The sequence below is a fragment of the Shewanella sp. WE21 genome, from assembly GCF_002966515.1.
GTDB lineage: Bacteria > Pseudomonadota > Gammaproteobacteria > Enterobacterales > Shewanellaceae > Shewanella > Shewanella oncorhynchi.
In genome coordinates this window covers 2,025,542-2,046,788 of sequence record NZ_CP023019.1, presented here as the reverse complement: position 1 = coordinate 2,046,788, position 21,247 = coordinate 2,025,542, and the positions used below count along the sequence as shown (strand labels likewise).

The 21,247-nt window shown below is 46.3% G+C and carries 22 protein-coding genes; 6 read left to right on the top strand and 16 right to left on the bottom strand.

All coding sequences use genetic code 11. From position 1 onward, the window contains the following. Positions 1-84 precede the first annotated feature (84 nt). From hutH to hutC, 3 genes are all read right to left on the bottom strand, one after another. Positions 85-1,626 (bottom strand): histidine ammonia-lyase, encoded by a 1,542-nt coding sequence (gene hutH, locus CKQ84_RS08720; RefSeq protein ID WP_105250943.1) that lies wholly within the window; start codon positions 1,624-1,626, stop codon positions 85-87. A gap of 52 nt (positions 1,627-1,678) precedes the next feature. Next, positions 1,679-3,346, bottom strand: coding sequence for a urocanate hydratase (gene hutU, locus CKQ84_RS08715; protein WP_105250942.1), 1,668 nt, complete (start codon positions 3,344-3,346; stop codon positions 1,679-1,681). Between the two features lie 155 nt (positions 3,347-3,501). After that, positions 3,502-4,209, bottom strand: coding sequence for a histidine utilization repressor (gene hutC, locus CKQ84_RS08710; protein ID WP_105250941.1), 708 nt, complete (start codon positions 4,207-4,209; stop codon positions 3,502-3,504). A 173-nt stretch (positions 4,210-4,382) separates the two neighbouring features. Between hutC and hutI the strand changes: the two genes are divergently transcribed. After that, a complete protein-coding gene (gene hutI, locus CKQ84_RS08705; RefSeq protein ID WP_105250940.1) occupies positions 4,383-5,609 on the top strand; it encodes an imidazolonepropionase in 1,227 nt (408 codons plus the stop codon). An 82-nt stretch (positions 5,610-5,691) separates the two neighbouring features. Here hutI and CKQ84_RS08700 read toward each other — a convergent pair whose 3' ends face one another. From CKQ84_RS08700 to CKQ84_RS08690, 3 genes are all read right to left on the bottom strand, one after another. After that, entirely contained in the window at positions 5,692-6,444 is a 753-nt protein-coding gene (locus CKQ84_RS08700; RefSeq protein WP_105250939.1) for a siderophore-interacting protein, read from the bottom strand. Further along, positions 6,437-6,997, bottom strand: a complete 561-nt coding sequence (locus CKQ84_RS08695) for a MarR family winged helix-turn-helix transcriptional regulator (RefSeq protein WP_105250938.1) — start codon at positions 6,995-6,997, stop codon at positions 6,437-6,439. Before CKQ84_RS08695 ends, CKQ84_RS08700 begins: the two co-directional genes overlap by 8 nt. A gap of 474 nt (positions 6,998-7,471) precedes the next feature. After that, positions 7,472-7,744, bottom strand: a complete 273-nt coding sequence (locus CKQ84_RS08690; RefSeq protein WP_014610083.1) for a hypothetical protein — start codon at positions 7,742-7,744, stop codon at positions 7,472-7,474. Between the two features lie 691 nt (positions 7,745-8,435). On the opposite strand from CKQ84_RS08690, the gene CKQ84_RS08685 reads away from it, so the two are divergent. Next, the gene (locus CKQ84_RS08685) at positions 8,436-10,259 is read left to right on the top strand and encodes a glycerophosphodiester phosphodiesterase (RefSeq protein WP_105250937.1); all 1,824 of its coding nucleotides are present in this window, start codon (positions 8,436-8,438) and stop codon (positions 10,257-10,259) included. 8 nt (positions 10,260-10,267) lie between these two features. On the opposite strand, the gene CKQ84_RS08680 is transcribed toward CKQ84_RS08685, so the two are convergent. Continuing rightward, on the bottom strand, positions 10,268-10,699 hold the full coding sequence (locus CKQ84_RS08680; RefSeq protein WP_105250936.1) for a hypothetical protein: 432 nt from the start codon (positions 10,697-10,699) through the stop codon (positions 10,268-10,270). 381 nt (positions 10,700-11,080) lie between these two features. Between CKQ84_RS08680 and mtnC the strand changes: the two genes are divergently transcribed. Next, complete coding sequence (gene mtnC / locus CKQ84_RS08675; RefSeq protein WP_105253037.1) at positions 11,081-11,761, top strand: acireductone synthase; 681 nt, start codon at positions 11,081-11,083, stop codon at positions 11,759-11,761. Between the two features lie 117 nt (positions 11,762-11,878). Here mtnC and CKQ84_RS08670 read toward each other — a convergent pair whose 3' ends face one another. The 6 genes from CKQ84_RS08670 to CKQ84_RS08645 all read right to left on the bottom strand — a co-directional run bounded on the left by CKQ84_RS08670 (position 11,879) and on the right by CKQ84_RS08645 (position 15,623). Next, positions 11,879-12,970: a hypothetical protein gene (locus CKQ84_RS08670; RefSeq protein ID WP_105250935.1), complete on the bottom strand. Its 1,092-nt coding sequence runs from the start codon at positions 12,968-12,970 to the stop codon at positions 11,879-11,881. 269 nt (positions 12,971-13,239) lie between these two features. Continuing rightward, positions 13,240-13,626 (bottom strand): carboxymuconolactone decarboxylase family protein, encoded by a 387-nt coding sequence (locus CKQ84_RS08665; protein WP_105250934.1) that lies wholly within the window; start codon positions 13,624-13,626, stop codon positions 13,240-13,242. Positions 13,627-13,842: 216 nt separating this feature from the next. Next, positions 13,843-14,193 carry a MerR family transcriptional regulator gene (locus CKQ84_RS08660; protein ID WP_105250933.1) on the bottom strand — a complete coding sequence of 117 codons (351 nt, stop codon included), beginning with the start codon at positions 14,191-14,193 and terminating at the stop codon, positions 13,843-13,845. A gap of 3 nt (positions 14,194-14,196) precedes the next feature. Beyond that, positions 14,197-14,592, bottom strand: coding sequence for a GFA family protein (locus CKQ84_RS08655; protein ID WP_105250932.1), 396 nt, complete (start codon positions 14,590-14,592; stop codon positions 14,197-14,199). Between the two features lie 25 nt (positions 14,593-14,617). Further along, positions 14,618-15,196, bottom strand: coding sequence for an NAD(P)H-dependent oxidoreductase (locus CKQ84_RS08650; protein ID WP_105250931.1), 579 nt, complete (start codon positions 15,194-15,196; stop codon positions 14,618-14,620). Between the two features lie 67 nt (positions 15,197-15,263). Then, the gene (locus CKQ84_RS08645) at positions 15,264-15,623 is read right to left on the bottom strand and encodes a MerR family transcriptional regulator (RefSeq protein WP_105250930.1); all 360 of its coding nucleotides are present in this window, start codon (positions 15,621-15,623) and stop codon (positions 15,264-15,266) included. A gap of 194 nt (positions 15,624-15,817) precedes the next feature. On the opposite strand from CKQ84_RS08645, the gene CKQ84_RS08640 reads away from it, so the two are divergent. From CKQ84_RS08640 to CKQ84_RS08630, 3 genes are all read left to right on the top strand, one after another. After that, entirely contained in the window at positions 15,818-16,246 is a 429-nt protein-coding gene (locus tag CKQ84_RS08640; RefSeq protein ID WP_105253036.1) for a thioesterase family protein, read from the top strand. Between the two features lie 61 nt (positions 16,247-16,307). After that, positions 16,308-16,574 carry a GNAT family N-acetyltransferase gene (locus CKQ84_RS08635; protein WP_105250929.1) on the top strand — a complete coding sequence of 89 codons (267 nt, stop codon included), beginning with the start codon at positions 16,308-16,310 and terminating at the stop codon, positions 16,572-16,574. 92 nt (positions 16,575-16,666) lie between these two features. After that, on the top strand, positions 16,667-17,449 hold the full coding sequence (locus CKQ84_RS08630) for a hypothetical protein (RefSeq protein ID WP_105250928.1): 783 nt from the start codon (positions 16,667-16,669) through the stop codon (positions 17,447-17,449). A gap of 73 nt (positions 17,450-17,522) precedes the next feature. On the opposite strand, the gene CKQ84_RS08625 is transcribed toward CKQ84_RS08630, so the two are convergent. The 3 genes from CKQ84_RS08625 to CKQ84_RS08615 form a co-directional block, all read right to left on the bottom strand. Next, positions 17,523-18,071, bottom strand: a complete 549-nt coding sequence (locus CKQ84_RS08625; RefSeq protein ID WP_105250927.1) for an HPP family protein — start codon at positions 18,069-18,071, stop codon at positions 17,523-17,525. 123 nt (positions 18,072-18,194) lie between these two features. Beyond that, positions 18,195-18,605 carry a thioesterase family protein gene (locus CKQ84_RS08620; RefSeq protein ID WP_105250926.1) on the bottom strand — a complete coding sequence of 137 codons (411 nt, stop codon included), beginning with the start codon at positions 18,603-18,605 and terminating at the stop codon, positions 18,195-18,197. 126 nt (positions 18,606-18,731) lie between these two features. Beyond that, a complete protein-coding gene (locus CKQ84_RS08615) occupies positions 18,732-21,188 on the bottom strand; it encodes a toxin-antitoxin system YwqK family antitoxin (protein ID WP_105250925.1) in 2,457 nt (818 codons plus the stop codon). Positions 21,189-21,247: the final 59 nt, after the last annotated feature.

The following is a 21,247-nucleotide window of genomic DNA, read 5'->3' as shown; positions in this document are numbered from 1 at the left end:
ATCTGGGCGCGATAACAAAAGCGCCCAGTGCAGCCTATTCCCGCGGAGTAAACACCTGTTCAGCCATTAAACTAAAACAAACGCCTAAAAGCTGGCTAGCGTTCCTGCAGGCAGATAAGTGTTAAAGCTCGCTGTATACAACAAATCGGTCGCGGCTTCGATATCTGGCGCGAAGTATCTGTCTTTATCGTAATAAGCGACGACTTCACGCAATTCGGCTTTAGCCTTAGCCACTGCAGCACTTGGGGCTAAAGGAGCGCGAAAATCTAAACCCTGAGCCGCCGCTAACAATTCAATTGCCAGTACACCACGGGTATTTTCGCTCATATCGCGCAAGCGGCGGGCAGCAAAGGTCGCCATAGAAACATGGTCTTCTTGGTTAGCCGATGTTGGCAAGCTGTCAACTGATGCCGGATGAGCGTAGGTTTTGTTCTCGGACGCCAATGCCGCCGCCGTCACTTGGGCGATCATAAAGCCCGAGTTCACCCCGCCGTTTTTCACGAGGAAAGGGGGCAATTTTGACAGGCTAGAATCGATTAACAGTGCAATACGACGCTCGGCAATGGAGCCCAGTTCAGCAATCGCAATCGCCAGATTATCCGCCACCATAGCCACAGGCTCAGCGTGGAAGTTACCGCCCGAAATGATATCGCCCGTGTCTTGGAACACCAGTGGGTTATCGGTTACGCCATTGGCCTCTGTGCCTAACACATCGGCAGCGTGACGAATTTGGGTCAAGCAAGCCCCCAGCACCTGTGGCTGACAGCGCAGTGAGTAAGGATCTTGCACCTTTTCACAGTTAGCATGACTTAAGCTTATCTCAGACTCTTCACCCAGTAGATGACGGAAGACCATGGCCGAATCGATTTGACCTTTCTGACCACGCGCCGCATGGATGCGAGGATCAAACGGGCTACGGCTGCCCATAGCGGCTTCGACGCTCATGGCACCGATCACTGAACTTGCTGCGAACAAGTCTTCGGCGTGGAACAACCCTTCCAGCGCCAGCGCAGTCGACGCTTGAGTGCCGTTCAACAGGGCCAGCCCTTCTTTGGCCGCTAAATCGATTGGCTTGAGACCAGCGATTTCTAAACCTTCGGCGGCAGAAATTAACTCGCCTCGATAGCTCATTTCGCCTTCACCCAGCATAGGCAAACACATGTGCGCCAGTGGCGCTAAGTCACCCGAGGCGCCGACTGAACCTTTTTCTGGCACGCAGGGATAAACTTCGGCGTTTACTAAACTGATTAAGAAGTTAATCACTTCTAAACGAATGCCCGAGAAGCCGCGGCTTAATGAGTTGATTTTTAAAACCATCATCAAACGCACTGTGGCATCTTGCATGTATTGACCTGTACCTGCGGCATGTGACAACACGATTGAGCGTTGCAGCAATTGCAGATCTTCGGGCGCTATCTTGGTATTGGCCAACAAGCCAAAGCCCGTGTTGATGCCATAAACGGTGCGGCCTTCATCCAACACTTTCTGCACGATTTGCGCACTGGTGTTGATATCAGTAATCGCCTCTGGTGCGAGTTCCAGTGTCAACTTATGACGGCTGATTTCGCGCAATTGCGCTAGGCTCAAGCTGCCCGGCGTTAACACTAAGTGATTCACAGATTTCATATTTTTAGCTCCAAGCTTTTAGTTATTATTGTTATTGAGTCGTTAGCATCGGCTAGTCTTGCATAGGTAAATCGAGGCCCTGCTCCTTGGCACAGTTTTTCGCAATCTCGTAGCCCGCATCGGCATGACGCATCACGCCTGTCGCAGGGTCATTCCACAACACGCGGCCAACCCGTTTTGCCGCCGCATCTGTGCCGTCACACACAATCACCACACCCGAATGTTGGCTAAAGCCCATACCGACGCCGCCGCCGTGGTGCAGCGACACCCAAGTTGCACCGCTAGCGGTGTTGAGTAGCGCGTTCAATAATGGCCAATCGGATACCGCATCTGAGCCGTCCAGCATAGATTCGGTTTCGCGGTTCGGGCTGGCAACAGAGCCAGAATCTAAGTGATCGCGACCGATTACCACGGGCGCCGACAACTCGCCATTTTTGACCATTTCGTTGAAAGCTAACGCCAAGCGAGCGCGATCTTTTAAGCCAACCCAGCAAATACGCGCTGGCAGACCTTGGAAGGCGATACGCTCGCGCGCCATGTCTAACCAATTGTGCAGGTGTGGATTATCTGGGATCAGTTCTTTGACTTTAGCGTCAGTTTTGTAGATATCTTCGGGATCGCCAGATAACGCCACCCAGCGGAACGGACCTATGCCTTCACAGAACAGTGGGCGAATATAAGCAGGTACAAAACCTGGGAAGTCAAAGGCGTTTTCAACGCCCATTTCAAACGCCATTTGGCGAATATTGTTACCGTAATCGAGCGTGGCTGCCCCCTCGGTTTGCAGGTCGAGCATGGCTTGTACTTGCACCGCCATTGAGGCTTTTGCCGCCTTAATCACAGCAGCTTCGTCGGTTTTACGCATGGCCGCAGCCTCAGCCATAGTCCACCCCTGCGGCAGATAACCGTTTAATGGGTCGTGTGCCGAGGTTTGGTCGGTCACCACATCTGGGGTAACGCCGCGTTTAACTAATTCAGCAAACACATCGGCGGCATTCGCTAATAAGCCCACTGATACTGGCTTGCCAGCTTGGTTCGCTTCTTCAATCATGGCTAATGCTTCATCGAGCGAAGTGGCTTTTTTGTCAACATAGCGAGTACGCAGGCGGAAATCGATGCGAGTCTCGTCGACTTCACAGGCTAACACTGAGAAGCCAGCCATAGTGCCCGCCAGCGTTTGTGCGCCGCCCATACCACCTAGCCCGCCAGTGAGGATCCATTTGCCTTTGGAGACACCCTCAAAGTGCTGTTTTGCGACCGACACAAAGGTCTCGTAGGTGCCTTGGACTATGCCTTGAGTGCCGATATAGATCCAAGAACCCGCCGTCATCTGGCCGTACATAGCCAAACCTAGCTTATCTAACTCGTTGAAATGTTCCCAGTTCGCCCAATGTGGCACTAGGTTTGAGTTAGCAATCAGTACGCGCGGTGCATCCGCATGGGTGCGAAATACGCCCACAGGTTTGCCCGATTGCACTAATAAGGTTTCGTCGTCTTCGAGGCGTTGTAAGACTTCGATGATTTTGTCGTAACAGTCCCAATCGCGGGCGGCGCGGCCGATACCACCATAGACGACTAAGTCTTCTGGGCGCTCGGCGACATCGGGATGTAAGTTATTCATTAACATGCGCATTGGCGCTTCTGTGAGCCAACTCTTACAGCTTAATTGTGTGCCATGCGGCGCAATAATACGGCGGCTTGGGTCGTGGCGCTTATCCATTGAATTTTCCTCTTTCAACCTGTGGTGCTAACTCGTATTCGCTAAGTCGCTAATACGGGTTAGCACTATTGTTTTTATTGTGTTTCTATCTTTTAACTTATAAGGGTACAGCTATTTAAATTACTGATTTACATCTGTTAATCACGCCACTGGCGTTACTTGCTAAAGGTTAAGTGGCCACCGAGTTTAAAGCGGCTACCTGGGTGAACTAATTTTGCGAAACTCACGACGCCTTGGCGTGACCAAGTGCGGCGTAAAATCTGTAGACAGGGCTCAGTGGCGGGGATTTCGAGCCTTTGCTGTAATTCTTCACTGGCGATAATCGCTTCAATCGTGTGATGCGCCTCGGTCAGCGGTGCCACTTGGGACAAATATTCGTGGGGTGTCTGCTGGGTAAAATCCTGCAATAAATAATCAGGCGCCAACTCGGGATTCACATAACGCTCTTCGACTTGCAACGGTAAGCCCTGCTCGCAATGCACTAAGATCGAATGGAATACTGTCGCACCGTGCTCAAGTCCAAGGGAAATTGCGATACTCGTACTCGCCGCGACTTGCTCTAACACCCATTGCTGCACGCTATAGCCGTGGCCGCGGTCTTTTATCTCATCGGCAATATTGCGGATCGCCAACATAGACGACTGGGATTTACACCCTGCGACAAAGGTACCTAACCCTTGAGAACGCTCAAGCACACCGCTATCCGTCAGCTCGGTTAGCGCACGTCGCGCCGTCATTCGGCTGCAGGTAAACAAATCGGCAAGCTGATTCTCAGAAGGCACGCGAGCATGCTCTTCCCACTCACCCGACTCGATAGAGGAGATAATGTATTGCTTAATTTCTGCAAACTTAGGTGTAGCCAAAACATTTCCTCAATATAAAGCGCTAGAATCTAGGTGCTATTCACTCTTTCAAACGTTCAAAATTGCGGCTACAATCCTAGCTTGTATATACAAGTAAATACAAGCCAGATCACATAAATTTAATAAACCGTTAATCACTTGGTTAACATCTGCCAGCACAGCGAGGGGAATACATGTCTTGGGATCAGGTTTGGATAGACGTTAACTTAGCCACAATGGACCCTTCCGTATCAGCACCTTATGGTGCGATCACCAACGCGGCCATCGCAGTAAAAGATGGCAAAATTGCTTGGCTTGGCCCCCGCAGCGAACTGCCCGCCTTCGATGTGTTGTCAATTCCCGTTTACAGGGGCAAAGGCGGCTGGATCACCCCAGGATTAATTGACGCCCACACCCACTTAATCTTTGCCGGTAATCGCGCCAATGAATTTGAGTTACGCCTACAGGGCGCGAGTTACGAAGAAATTGCTCGTGCAGGTGGCGGCATTATTTCAACCGTTAAAGCCTGCCGCGAAGCGGATGAAGCAGAATTATTTGAACTCGGCCGCCAGCGCTTAAACGCGCTCGCCAAAGAAGGGGTGACTACGGTTGAGATCAAATCGGGTTACGGCTTAGATACTGAAACTGAATTGAAAATCCTGCGTGTCGCCCGCGAGCTCGGCAAACATCACCACGTAGATGTGAAGACCACATTCCTTGGCGCCCATGCAATTCCGCCTGAGTATAAAGACAATAGCGACGGCTATGTCGACTTAATTATCAATAAGATGCTACCCGCAGTGATCGCCGAAAATCTTGCCGATGCAGTGGATGTGTTCTGCGAGAATATCGCCTTTAACCTTGAGCAAACTGAACGGGTGCTCAGCGCAGCCAAAGCGGCGGGCTTAGAGATTAAACTCCACGCCGAGCAGTTAACTAATATGGGTGGCAGCGCACTGGCCGCACGTCTTGGTGCTAAGTCTGTAGATCATATCGAATATTTAGATGAGGCAGGCGTAAAAGCCTTAAGTGAAAGCGGCACCTGCGCCGTACTACTGCCAGGCGCGTTTTACTTTTTGCGGGAAACCCAAAAACCACCTATCGATTTATTGCGCCAATACGGCGTACCTATGGTGCTCGCCAGCGATTTCAACCCAGGTTCATCCCCCATTTGCTCAACCCTGTTGATGCTGAATATGGGCTGCACCTTGTTCCGTTTAACGCCAGAAGAAGCCCTAACAGGACTCACCTTAAATGCCGCCAAAGCACTAGGAATTGAAGACACTGTTGGCAGTTTAGTCGTTGGCAAACAAGCCGATTTTTGTCTGTGGGATATCGCCACGCCTGCGCAGTTGGCCTACAGCTACGGCGTCAATCCCTGCAAAGATGTGGTAAAGAATGGCAAGTTAGTGCATCAATAGAATGCGCGTACTTGCCGCAAATGTGGCATAAGTAGCAAATAAAATAAGGTCGCTAAATCAAACTTGGCGACCTTATCTGAATTTAAACACTGGCCCCATTTTCTAACTGTTCATCTTCTTGTTTTACCAGCTTATGCTCACCTTCGTTACAACCGATTTTCCAATAGCTCGAGGTATAAAAATGGCTCTTAGGCAATGAATGCGCTTGCTTAAAATGCCTTCTCAACGCGCGCATGCTATTAAATTCACAGGCAATCCATACGGCTGGCTCGCCAGCAAGCCAAGGTAATTGGGCAATTCGCTCAACCAAAGGGCGACCTTCGGGATCGGCTTCAGGATTGATCACCCAATGCAGCTCGACATGTTCAGGATGCACCAGAGGTTGAATATCAGCTTCACTCAGCACTTCTATCACAGCGTAACCCACTGCATTGTTTGGCAATTTTGCCAGATTCACGCTAATGGCGGGCAAGGCTGTCATATCACCTGCGAGTAAAAACCAATCCGCCTCAAAGTTGATCAGTTTTTTAAGCCCGGGTCCGCCGATTTGAATAATATCGCCCACCTGCACCGTTTTCGCCCAACTCGATGCGGGGCCGTCGGTATCGTGCAGTACAAAATCCACATCGATTTCATCATTGCGTTGCTGACGGATAGTGTAAGTTCGCATTAATGGACACTCACCCGCTTGTGGGAATAACAACTTGATATAGGCACTCTCTTGATCGGCAGGAAATCCAGCCAATCCCGCACCGCCTAAGGTGATACGTAGCATATGCGGGGTGATATAAGTCGAGCGGATCACTTCTAGCTCACGTGGTGCAGGTTTATTCATTATGATTTTCTCCTATTGCGTTTTCTGCCGTTAAGCGCAACTCAATGGCTCCTTTTACAGCCGTATCTTTTGGCTTACTAGATGGTCTTTTTTGAGTAAGGCAATCAGTTTCACTTTTGGCGGCAGCGGCATCATCCACACTTTTACTGATCCGATTAGCAAGTTTAATAAAAGTATCAACTTCGTCTGAACTGAGCGCCTGCGTCATGCGCGCCACGGTTTTACGTTCTGAGGCATTGATCTGAGTCATGATCTTTTCCCCCTCAGCCGTGGGTCGCAGTAACTGGCTGCGGCCATCCTTAGGGTTATCGATTTTAGTGATCAACCCGCTCTGCTGTAGCTCATTAAGAACACGGGTAATTTGTGCTTTATCCCGCTGCATACGCAGGGCGATAGACTGGGCTGTCGATTCAGGATTGCGACACACGCCCTTCAAGGCTCGGATATGAGTGACAGGTAAATCAATCTCTTGTGCAGCAATATCGCTACGCAATTGCTTTTTGTAGGCATGCACTAATCTGTGTAAAGTTTCACTGAGTGACAATGACGACATAGAAGGCTCTCGATATAGTTGACTGTATCAACAATATCGAGATTAGTTGATTGTGTCAACTAAGCAACCCTGTACTGAATGTGCGGCAATGTGCAAATAATCAGAAAATGATTAAGCACTGGCTTTCCGTGACGCGCCATAAACTGATCCTTGAGGGCTCGACCGTGATCCCTGTCCACGAACGGTGACTTACATGCCAGTGCTTAATCTCATCAACTCCCGCGCATATTGACGATCTAATTTAACCATTAGCCTTATGCAATTTGCGTTTCAAGAAACTGCGCCGCCATCACAAACTCGTTATGTTGATAATGTGGCGTCATCAAGCTGGCTTGAATCAGTTCTTAAGTATGTAATTCATTTTAGGGTAAAAAAAATGCCCTCCAATACCCGATAACAGGGCTTAAGGGCATTTTTTGGCGATGTGATGAATCAGTCTGGGGTAGAGTGATTCACTGACATGAACCAGAAAACTTAGTGAATCAATCCGCCAGCTCTTGCGATCCCTACAATACCAATCAAAATCCAAAAACCATTGAGTAACGTGTAAGCGGCATCTTTGCGTAAAGCGGCACACCATGTTAGCAAAACAGCATCTATCGTGTTGAAAATCCATACAAACATAAAAGGACTTTCAGGGCCAAGCCAACTGACAAGTGAGAAACTAAATATGCGCATTAGAACACCAACCATTTCAAAGGTCCGCATGTTTGCGTTCAAAAATGCATTAAATTTTTTATAAGACAATTTATTACTACTCTTTTATTTATAAGCAAATTCTTATCATGTAGAACTACATAAAAGAACGACTGTTACCAACGCAATCCCTTTGACACGGGTAAATTGCGTGAAATTTTAGTATGTAAACCAGACGAGGTAAATGTGATTCACGGATTTTAACGAGGCAAACATGTATACGCAGGTCTTACCTATATAAACCAGTAATTTGATGCCACATGACTTTGATTTTTATCCGCAAAAAATAAAAACATTGAATAAGCAACAAAACATAGACAGGCTTAATCTGCGAATCGTGCACTTCTGGGATAAGTAATTTATTTATAAAGTCGACTCACTAAAACATGTTAAATATCAAAATAAGAATAGGATAGAAGGTATCACTATTAGCACACTCACAGCCGAATATACCCAACCCAATGTTTAAAATAGAGAAAGATTGCGATACCAATAAAATTGGCGACGATACTAAATCGAGTGAACCAACTTAACGAGCTATCTATTATTACACTTTGAGGAAAGCTCAATGACAAACGACCCGACATAGGCGCAGCTCGGAAACTTGAAATAATCAGTGTATTTATTGTTTTATAGATAATAACAACCAACTCACCAGCTCAAAACATTGCACGAATGACTAACCGTCAACCTGAAACGCTGCTAAATTACAGTCCTCAACTCGCACGAATAAGGAAGCGGCATGCTCAATCCTGAACACAGTTACTGGCATGACACGCTTAAAGCCATTCGTCGCTGCGGTAGAAAACTCATTGAATTTGAACTGTTATTCGCTTTAGTGTCGGCGGGTATTATCGTCCCGTCTTTTGGCTGGCTACTGCGCCATCTGATAGCCAAAACGGGCAATGTCACCATCACCAATTACGACTTAATCGCCTTTGCCATGTCTCCCTATGGCTTGCTATTTATGGTCATTACTCTATTCAGTAGCTTTACCGTGTTTTTTACCCAACGTGCTGGAGTCACGATTCTCGCAGCATCTGGCTTATACGATATTCCCATTGGCCCAGTGCGGGCGCTGATTTTCGCGACTGCGCGCTTACCCGTATTTATTCGCCTTGGTAGCATTTATGCGGCTTGCTTATTGCTGCTCAGCGTACCTTTTATCGGGTTAGGATATCTGATTTTCAGCGTGTTTCTACAGGGGCACGACATCAATTACTACTTGTATTTCAAGCCTATAGACTGGTATCTCGCCTTAACGAGTATGGCGTTCTTAGCGATAATCTATGTCCTTGTTGCCTTATATCTGTGGGCCAAAGCGGCCTTTTCACTGACGATTATTGTGAGTGAAACGACCGATGCTTTGACGGCACTCAAACGCAGTTGGCAATTAAGCGCAGGCAATGAACGCCCGATTATGTGGCACGCTGCGGGTTGGTGGTTGAGGATAGGTGCTTTGGTGTATCCCTTAATGCTGCTGATCTCCTGGGGTGCCGATAGCTTACTCGATAGGGTTACGCTGACACTTTCGACAGAATTAGCCATATTGGCCCTCGTCTCTGCACTGATTTTTATGCTCAGCGCGGCATGGTCCTTACTCGGAATGTTTGGCGAAGCCTTTATCATCTTGCTGTTATACCGTCAGCTGGGAGAAAAACCCGCAGGGTTAGAACGCCTTGGGCGACAAACGGTAAAAAGAACGTCTGAACTGTCGCTTTATACAATAAGCGGGGTGTTGATCGGCACTTTTTTAATCATGTTGGGATTAGGGGTATATGCCCTCAATAGTGAACCACAAAGGGATGACATCCTGATTACTGCCCACCGTGCTGGCGCAGCTAGGGCACCAGAAAATACCCTTGCGGCTTTGCGTTTAGCGATTGCAGAAAAGGCGGATTATGCCGAAATCGATGTGCAAACGGCATCCGATGGCACCTTAATGGTATTGCACGATGCTGATTTGATGCGCATAGCGGGCGATCCAAGACGAGTTGCCAACCTCAGTGCGAGTGAAATGCAACAACTTGATGCGGGGAGTTGGCACAGTGCCACCTTTGCAGGGGAATCCGTACCGACACTACTAGAGATGCTTAATGAGGCACGCAACAAAATCGGTTTGAACATTGAGCTTAAATATAATCAAGCCGATCCCAGCTTGGCGCAGGCCGTTGTCGCCTTATTGCAACAAGAGAAAATGACACAACAAGTGGTGATTACGTCGCTCGAAGCAAGAGCCATTGAAGAAGTTCAACGACTCGACCCTTCCATTCACACTGGCCTTATCGTCACTCAATCCATTGGCGATCCCATTAAGGCGAATACACAATTCTTAGCGGTCAATCAATCGATTACTAACGAAAAATTTATCGCCCGGGCACACAAAGGAGGTAAGCAAGTGCATGTATGGACTGTAAATAATCCACGGCAAATGCTGCGCATGTTGGCGCTGGGAGCCGATGTACTCATTACCGACTATCCGCAGGAAGCCGTGGAAATCCGAGAACAGTGGCTCGCGTTATCCCCTGTTGAACAAACGGCACTGCGCCTACGCTATGTTCTGTAAATTCTGCTTTATTTACTCAACCTCGCCTCGAAGCGCTTAGCTCTGCGTTGGAGCAACCAAAAAAGGCTTAACACCCCAAATGAAGCGGCTAAAGTGGTCAACGTTAGAGCAAAACCTTTGAATGAAAACAGGTTTAAAGTAAAACCATCTAACACCAGTACCGCCAAGCCAAGCGGCATTTGGATAAGCACAGCGGTAAACCAATCGAAGGGAAGTTTAGGAAAGATCCTGTGGTAAGCATAAAGCACTAAACCTGCAAGCAATATCAGCAAACTCGCATCATGAGCCGCCAACAAAAGATACTCCACACTGTTATGCGAGATGTGAGGCACCACACTCAACATGTCCAACATATAACCCGCGCTGGCAACCAATGAGAAGCTGATAAAACTCAATAAGGCTAATAGGATACCAAAGCCAAGTGCGGGTAGATATTTCATGTAAGGTCTCTCTATTCGCAGGTGAAATATGCTGTCTCATCTCCCGAAAACCACAGCATGCAAGGTATAAAGGAGTAAAGAGACTTTAACTACAATAGCAGCCTAAATTTCCCTTAGCTATTAAGACCATAGTCTTATGTCTACCACAAACTTGTGCGCAATAAACGAGATGAAATCCAGTATCAAGTTAGTGTTTTCTCGGATAATCAGTGGATAAGCTTTTAAAATTACTAGATTAATCAAATTTCAATCTTATCGCTTAGTGATATCACCCACAATTTGCCCATGTGTTTGGGTGAAATAGACTAGCCAATTTCACCAATAACGCTTAGGATCGGAGTTGCATTTTTTAGCCAACATATTGTGGAGTATCAAAACATTATGGGTATCAGAGCCATAGTCGTAGACACAGCAGGCACCACGACAGACCTAAACTTTATCCAAGATGTACTATTCCCCTATTCTGTCAAAGCCTTGCCAGACTTTTTAGAACAGAACCAACACAATGTATTGGTTGAAAACTGTATTTGTGACACTAAAGATATCGCCCTAGAGCCTGAGGCTGACTTAGCGCGTGTAACTGAGATCCTGCAACAGTGGGTCAACGAAGACCGTAAAGCCACGCCACTTAAAACCTTACAAGGGTTAATTTGGAAACAAGGCTATGCCCATGGCGAATTTAAGGGCCATATCTTCCCGGACTTTATTGAAGCGGTGAAACGTTTTAGCGCACAAAACCTACGTATTTACAGCTTTTCATCCGGCTCAGTCGACGCGCAAAAACTGTTGTTCGGCCACAGTGACGGCGGCGATTTAACTGAAATGTTTAACGGCCATTTCGACACCCGTACGGGCAACAAATTAGATAAGCAGGCTTACTGCAATATCCTCAACACCATCAGCTTAAGCCCCAAACAAGTGCTGTTTGTGTCTGATGTTATTGAAGAATTAAAGGCTGCTGACGCTGCGGGTATGATGACCTGCCAAATGGTTCGCGACAGCAAGCAACGCACTGGCGAGTTCCGCAAAATCAGCAGCTTCGATGAGCTGCTGATTGAATAATGCGATTATTGAATAACGTGATGGTTGTTGAATAACACGATAGCCGACTCAGTCAGCTCAAGCTGATTTAGCCTATAAAACGAAAGCGACCTTGTGGTCGCTTTTTTATTAATTGACTCAATTACCCTTCACCGCCAGCGGAAACGCAGCCGAGATACATTTTTCCACCTCAAAACGATAACCATAATCCGCATTCTTATCGGGTGTGATCAACAAAATCTCGTAATCATTTAATTCAATCACATTCGACTCGGCAGGCTTTTTACAACGCGAGCGGCCATTGGCTTCAAGTGAAAATGCGAACGTAGCTAGCCATTGCCGCACTAAGTACTGATATTGAGTTCGCACCGAGGCGTAGGCCTTTTTGCGATCTTCCTCTTCCAGCTCGTCGTCATCATTACTATTCTCAGCCTTGCTCGATTTATCGCTTTCAGAGTCAAGAGCAGTCTGAGTTAGCTCTACAATCGGTACCGTCAGCACATCGGTCGCATCCGGCAACCGTCCCGATTTAGGCTCGCGAGGCGCATGCTTAGCGGCTTCTTGGGGAGAGGTAATAAAGTTGCCAAACGAGGTTTCAATGCGCGTCTCTAAATCAATTAACAGGCTCAAGTGATACAAAACCACAGTCGCTAGCACGATACGGATCAAAAAAGTCGTTTTACGGAATGAAGTATGCGAGGTAAGCCGTAACGATTTGACACCTAAAGGTTTAAGCAAAAAGATCAATATTAAATAGATAGGAATAATCAACTGTAATGCCAGCAGCACGATCGCGCTTACCATCAAAAACCAAGCGGGCATATAGAGTAAAATCGCTAAGTTATGGGTGTAATTGAGATCGCTTGCTGAGACCCCAACCACTTCGTTGACTATCGCGCCAGACCAGCCCAAAGCAAAGTTGGCAATCATCGCATAAAACAGCAACAACACAGCTTTGCCCGCCAAACTGTGCCAAACCCGCTCGAACACAGGCCAAAACTCGATGGCCATAGCGATTACGGCAATCACAGCGACCAACCCCATTAACTCGCTACTAAAAGCCAATATCAAAGCAATAAGATACAGCTTTTGCGCAAAGGATAACTTAGCAACCCCTAGGATAAGACAGCGCCAGAACTTGCCCACACCTAAACGGATGTCACTCAGTGATGGTAAGCTGAGTTTTCGCAAGTATTGGCGAGCCGAACCAATGTAACCGATTAAATTCATTATTCTTTTACATTCCATTGAAATAGTAAGACGGGCAACATTTGCCACTGTAATGTGCAAAGCACAGTGATGGCAACTGTGCCACTCAATCTCGGTACATTGGTAACTTTGGCTATCTCTAGCCAAAGTCGAACGTTCTGTTTAGAGTCGAATGAAAGCTCTGCAACACCCCATCGCCCGTTTAAATCCAACTAAAATGAACTTGAGAGAGGAAATCAAAGCGGCCTTATGGTCACTTTTGCAAATCGATAAACCTGACTCAGGACTAACTAAACGACGCTTAACTCCCGCTCAGAAAATACGGTTTTAGCGACAAACATGCCATTAAGTGCAGCAGGAAAGCCAGCATAAACAGACATTTGCAATATCACCTCAACAATTTCCTGCGGCGTACAACCCACATTCAATGCGCCATTAATATGTACGTTTAACTGTGGCTGGCAATGCCCTAGCGCCGTGAGTGCGGCAACTGTCGCTAGCTCCCGCGTCTTAAGGTCGAGCCCTTCACGCTGATAAATATCCCCAAAAGGATATTCAATAATGTACTTGCCTAAGTCAGGGCAAATATCGGCAAGACTGCGGATGACTTTCTCCCCCGCCTCACCGTCGATTTCAGTCAGTTTAGCGAGGCCCTGCACATATCTTTGATTACTCATTTTTAGCTCCTGTTGGATTAAATCACAGCAAGCAGCCTAAACCTTAGAGTTAACTCTAAGTCAATGGTTCATTGATGGATGACACAGGCAATGCGGATCAGTAAAACTAACCCTCTGTTTAACTCGCCGACTAGAGGCACAAGCAAGCAAATAGAAAAGTAAATAATATTAGCTTTTTAGCATTTAACCACAAATGTTAGCGACTGAGCTTAGCCACTAAAAATGAGTTTGGTAATAGTGAATTTTTTGCTTAAGAGCAGCCAAATGCTCCTGCTCTTGGCGAATACGCTCAGCCAATTGTGTTGCATGTTGCTCGAGCAACTGCTGTCGCTGGCCAGCGGTTGCATCGCCTTGGACACGCAGCTCGGCATAGGTCAATATCTGCTTTAACGGCATGCCCGTTTCTTTTAAGCGATTGATAAACCCAATCCATTCCGCTTCTTTCGCAGCATAATCACGATGCCCGCTGCCATTTCGCACGACTGACTGCAGTAGGCCAATTTTCTCGTAATATCTGAGCGTATGCGCCGACAGTCCTGTGAGTACAGCAAACTGACCTATATTCATAATCTAACGATCCGCAGGATGGTTAACGCCATCATTCGTGGGCACATTTTCGAGATCGAATGGGTTAACCCCTTCGAGGCAACCAATGTTGTAACCATACTCATGGGGATTGGAACGTCGCTGGTGATGGGTGTAAATACCGCAGATAGAGCAGAAGTAGTGTTTGGCAGTTTTGGTATTGAATTCATAGAGTTTCAGCGCATCCTCACCCTTGAGGATCTTAATCCCCGCCAGCGGCACAGAGCCAACCATTGCGCCCTTACGGCGACAGATAGAGCAATCGCAACGGCGTGGATTTTCGATGCCATTAGGCAATGACAACTCCAATACCACGGCACCACAATGGCAGGACGCTCTGTGTTTTGGCTGAATAAGAGTATTGCCCACTTGTTTAATCACACCCCACTCCTTGTTTCGCTAGATTCTATAAACCTAAATTCCCCAGCCGCTGCACCAACGCTCGCCATTGTTGCAATTGCGGCTCCTTAGCACTCATCACTGGCCCCAACATATTGGACTTAGCCCGCTTAAAACCACTAAAAACTAAGGTGGCGGTATCAAGCTGTTTCAGCGCGGGAGCGCCTTGAAACCACTTGTAATACCAAGGCGGCGTGTCCATAGTCATGATAATTCGCGAGGTTTTATGGCGCAGCAACTTAGCGGGTATCAATTTACCTTTCTCATATTGAAATGCAAATCCAGATAAAAATGTCCTATCGATTAAGCCTTTAAACTTAGCAGGAATACCGCCCCACCAAATCGGTGTGATAATCACCACATGCTCCGCCCACTGGATATTCGCTTGAAACGCTAGCAAATCGGCTTCGAGTGGCTGAGGTTGACGATAACCATAGGTCAGATTCGGGTCAAAATTCAGCTCAGCTAGTTTGACGATTCTCACTGAGTGTTTATCTGCCGCCGCTTGGACATAGGTTTGAGCCAGATGCTCACAAAAACTCTGCGCCTTAGGATTACCACAGATCACTAAAATCTTTTTTGCCACGATGAAACGCCATAACAGTCAATGTGGCAAATAGCATAAACTCTGCCCCTAAGGGGAGAGTCAAGACCTAAGGTAACAGCTGCGACTCACAGGAGGTGAGCCCATCAATACAGGCATCTAACTGAGTGACTTTATGTTCTAACTCACTTATCTGGCGTAAAAAATCCGCTTTAATACCCAACAAAAAAGCCTGCACTGTGGCTAACTGAGCATGCTTATCGCCTTGTTCGAGTAAATCTTTTAGTTGGACAAGCTTAATACCGAGGGCTTTGGCCTCTTTGATCAGCAACAACAGCCTAATATCCGCCGCACTATAAATACGATAACGCCCCTGACGTGCGGGAGTGTCGATGAGCCCCCACTCCTCATACAAGCGAATCGCTTTTATCGACAGCCCTGTTTGCTTTGCCGCTTGTCCAATATACATAGCTCAACCTAACCCTTTAAAGACATTACTCATATCTGCATTGCTTGCCATTATCAGCCACAGTATCAGCTTAGACCAAGACTTGTCGCAGCAATCTTATGCTGCTAGTCTGGCCGCTTAAACGAGCGTTTTAACTTGGGATTTTTATCATGGGATTTAAACAACAGTTGCAAGAAGGTGTACAAGAACAGGCAATGGAAAAGTTTCTCGCACAGCACCCTATCGTTACCCAAATCCCCGTTGCATGGGGTGAAATGGATGCCCTACAACATGTTAATAATGTGGTGTATTTCCGCTATTTTGAAACGGCACGTATCGACTTTTTCAATCGCCTCTTCCCGCTAGATACTCTGTATAAATCCGGCATTGGCCCCGTAATCAGCGAAAATCAGGCTCGCTATAAACGCCCAGTGACTTTCCCCGATACTTTATTGGTAAGTGTCAGCATTAGCGATATTCACAGCGATAGATTTACCATGCATTATCAGGCTTTTAGTAAACAGCAGCAGGCAGTAACCACCTTAGGCACTTCAGTCGCGGTGATGTTTAACTTTAAAACGGGTAAAAAAGCCGAGTTACCGGCAGAACTGCTAGCGATTCTCAAACAGCACGAAGTCGCTTAAGCTATTCAAATCGATAACGAATTGCCAGCACACTTTAGGCCATACCTTGAGGGAAGCATGTATGTCAGATAACGAAAATATCGAGATAGCCATTGAACATCGACAGGATAAACAGCGTTTTATTATCCCTGTCGACGGCTATGAAGCCGTATTGGAATACCGATTATCAGGCAAGGATATCGATTTCAGCCGCACCTTTGTCCCCAACGAACTGCGCGGTAAAGGCCTTGCCGAACGCTTAGTGCGCCACGGCTTAAAGTGGGCTAAAGGCCAAGACTTTACTATCCAAGCCAGCTGCTGGTATGTACAGAAATTTTTGAAAAGCTAGCAAAACTGATATAGAAACATCTTTGAATGGATACTTCATTAATATTAAAATAGTCATCACATATAAGCAGAGTTATAGGATATTTATAAAAAATGGATAGTAAGGCGCTAAAGGAAAATACTGAAAAAAATAATTTCAGAGAATACATGTCAGACTCAAATACACTGCTTAGTTTTATACTTACCTTACTGGCTGTTTTAGTGCCGACATTTAGAGGCTCAGACTTCTTAAGACAGCTATTTCAACTTAACGTTGATGGATTATTACTCTATCAAGCTATCTTTGCATTTTTAGCTCTCATATCAGCATTTTCAATTCTTTTTATCGTCAACAGACTTGTTTCCAAAGTAAAAGATCGAAAAACATGGAGAAAATATGGATATTACACATTTGTTTTTTTGATGTTGGGAGCTTTGTCCTTAAGCCTAAGAGAATTTTATGCTCCATCATCGTCGCTAAGCAGTTACTTTCTTGAAAAAGAAGAACGTATTAGCTATAGCATGGTACAAGTAGAAGCTGGATTAGAAATAGAGCTAGATTATTGTTCAAGATCTGGCTCTCAAGTGATATGTAGTCTGTTTGTAAGAAATGTTTCAGACGAAGATCTAGAAATTGGCGGAGTTAATAACACTAGAATTTATGATCAAGAAAACACTAGAGCTGAGCTAGAAAGAGTACATATAGCAAATGAGTTTATTAGATCATCAAGAAGTATTCCTTTGACAAAAAAATCAGCTACATCACTAAAGCTATTTTTCAAATATCCTACAGAATCAAATCCAGTCATGATAAAAAAGTTAAATTTCAAGTTAGATTATTCTGATGGTACAAGAATTATAGCATTTAGAAATATAGCTATAACTAGCGGTATTTAATCTGAAATATAAACATAAATAGATGAGCGCAATAACAGTTGCGCTCATCTACTTGGGATAATGTTAACTTTCGCTAAATCCAATAAACAGGGTAATGGCGCTTGGGATCGGTGGAGAGGTTATTGACCACCAGCGCGACCAGTAAGAGTAATACTGAGCCGAGGAACACTGGCATTAACGCGTAAAGAAAGCCGAGTTGATGCACGTTTTCACCGCCAATCACGGCAATCAATGCCGTTGCGCCACCCGGAGGATGAAGAGTCCGAGTCAGGTACATGAATGCGATAGACAGGGATACCGCTAAGGCGCTGGCCAGCACCACATAATCGCCACACACTTGGTACACTGCGACCCCAATTAAGGCCGATAACACACTGCCACCAATCAAGTTACGCGGCTGAGAAAACTCCGCCAGCGGTGCACCGTACACTAGCACAGCCGACGCGCCGAACGAGCCAATGACAAACATAGTGTCGACGAGGTTTTCACTCATATAATTTGCGAGACTCGCGACCAAGTAAATGCCACAGAAAGCCCCAATCCATGACCACACAATCTTTTTAAGTGGCTGTCTTGGTGGACAAATGTCCTTCGATCGCATACGGGTAAAATAGAATCTCATGGTTAATCCGAACCGATAAAAATTAAGCGATACAGACAAGTGATCTGCATCACGGTTAGCGGGCCGACAAATTAACCCTTCAGCAGCGCAATTGCAATTACGCTGACCGAAAGAGTAAGCAGACTAAGCACTTTCACCATTCAGATTAGCGAGCATTTCGCGGATATCTTCAGGAATCGGGCGGCTTTTTTCACTGCTGTAATCGTAATGTACGAGTGTAGTTTTTACTTCGGCGGTCTTGTTGCCCGCTTGCCAACAGGTTTGGGTCAGCTCGAAGCTACTATTACCGATACGGCTGACATAGGTTTTTACTGTGACACTCTTGCCATAGTAAGTCGGCGCGATAAATGCCACGGTAAACCCCGCCACGATAAGATTCCACTGATGTAAATCCAACTCAGGATTAAAAATCTCAAAGATTGGTGTGCGCGCCGCTTCGCACCATACGGGGATTACAGTGTTGTTGATATGCCCTAAGCCATCGGTTTCTGTAAATCTTGGCTGGATTTCGAGACTGTATTCTGTGGCTGACATGCAAACTTCCTTTTTATTATTTTATGAATGGAAGAGCATGGTGATTATCGCAATTGAGCCAAACCACCAAACTCATCCATTATCCTAAGCCAAACAGGTTCTAGCCACTAGCCCAAACCTAGCATTTTAAAACTGACAACTCGCCGTTTCTGGGGTTTGCTTGCCGTTAGCATCGTACTTTTTAAGGCATCCAGCCTTACCCATATCATACATTTTCTCGTATTCTAACTTGCCATTTTTATAAGACTTATACACCCCATGAGTTTTTGGGTTCTCTAAGTGATAAATCTTACGGCCCTTAGTGATATGTGAGTAATCGGCAAAACCCGGCTCTTCGGAATAGATGACACCGTTAATGTAGCGCTTGTGTACCACATGCTGTTCATCGATACGCAGCATTTCATTCGCTATCTTGCCATTCATGTCGTAACACACTTTATCCACGGCATAATTGCTATCGAGGTCTTCAATACAACTCACGGCACCATTATCAAAGTACTCGCGCTGTATACCGCAGCGCGCAATGGCGTTATCCCAGAAATAAGGTTCACCGTTCCAGGTTTCGCCTTCTTGCTGGCAGTAGTTCCACAGGCTTCTTAATTGGCCATTAGGATAGAAACTGTAATGGGGGCCAGAGACACGGTTATTCACTTGGTGACCATATCGGGAGAGTGAGTAACCACCATCAGTGGAATAACTGATACTTGGGCCGTATTCCTTACCCGCTTTGTACGTTTTTAAATTTAATAAACGGCCATTGGAATCAAACTGATATTCTTTATCTACAGCGCCATTGGTGTAATAAGCCAATTTATACAAGGAGCCGCTGCTATGATATTCGCGCTGCTCACCGTGTTTTATCGATGAAATTTCTTCATTTTTACCATTAATCACCCCTTCACAATCATCTGAGTAGGGATTCTCACGCATAATACATTCATCGTGCGAAGGCTTAAGCGTCACCGCTTCATTGAATTTATAACTCGTTAGTTCAGTCAGCTCACCGTTCTGGGGATTAAAGCGCATTTGCTGACCATCCAACTCTCCTTGGCGGTAGTTAGCGATATCCACCACGACATTCGGACTTGAATACCAAATACTCTGACCATTAAGGCGACCCTGCTCATAATGACGGGTATTAAACATCAGATTATTTTTGTCGAATGATTTAGACTCTCCTTGACGTAAGCCATTGACATAGTTCACTTCGGTACGAGTCCCATCTTCGGCTTTAAATGCCCAAAGGCCAGTGCGTTTTCCTGCAAGATAGGCGCCTTCACCTACTTGATCACGGAAATGTCCGCTCGTCACTTTATCGACCCAAGCGCCTTGCTTCACACCCTTTTGATATTGGCCTTTGCTGCCATCAGCCTCAAGCCACTCGCCATCTTTTACGCCATTAAGATAAATACCTTTTGCCACTAATCGCTTATCGCCTTCTGCACTGGAGTCATAATCGGGCTCATAGACTTCGTAGGGGCCGTCGAGCACATCCTGATTGTAATGGGCAAAACCAAAGTTATCGGCCTCATCGAACATCGACTGTGCAATCCATTTACCTTGCTTTTTACCGTCAAGATATTCGCCTTCCCAATAAATGGCTTGGTTCTCTGTCTCCATCCACTTACCAACTTTTTTGCCCTGTTTGTAGTTACCAGAGTAAACCACGCTACCATTGCGACCATCGTAGGCCGCATACGGGCCATCAAGCACGCCTTGGGCATAATGACTTTCACTGGCAAGCCCTGCCCAAGTACTCGCCATGCTCATACTCATAAAATCGTAGGATGGGCCAGTTTTAGGGATCACGGCACCACCACTTTTAAGCCAATCAAAGTCATCGGCCTCAAAGGCCACGCTCACCAATACAAAACTGCCGTCTTCTTCGCTGTAACCACTGCGATCAAAGGTGGTCACAAGGCTATATTGATGCTCAATCCCTTGGGCATCTTTATCTTTGCGAGTGAGTGGATAACGTAATTTATACTCGACGGCGGTCTTCACATCGACGGGTGAACCTTCGGAATTACGATAACCCACTAAGGTCGGCTTGAGCTTAGTAGAACCATCGACAATCGCTTTAATGGCGGGATCTTCAATCGCGTCAACATCATAGGTCATACGGTATTGTTGCGGCGGAATTTGGCTTAGTACTTTACGAACGCTACCCACGGTAAACGAGGTTAAGGTTGGTGCCACTTCATCGAGCACAACCTGTAGACGGGGGAGTTTTGTGAGATCATCCCCTTCAAAACCATAGCCCCGTAAATGCTGACCATCGGCATCTTTAAGCATGACAACCACTTCTTTGGTGCCACCTTTATCAAAATCGAGGTAAAAAACCGCAACCACTTCAGCAGAACCATAATCATCAAGACGCACGCCGGGCGCATCGCCATAGAGCATTTCGCCCCACACTTTATGATCTTTTTGATAAAAATTGAGCCATTGCCCGTTAGGCAAGTCCACTGGGCCATGGACGATTTTGTCGTAATCCTCAGCGTCAGCTGCAGGAATGACAGTTAAAGAAGATAACAACACCGCACTCACTGCAGCGAATAAACTACGAATCGAAAGTTCCATTTAACTACACCTTTTATCCCGACGCCTCGCGCCTCATGCGCACCAGTAAACGGGGCGAA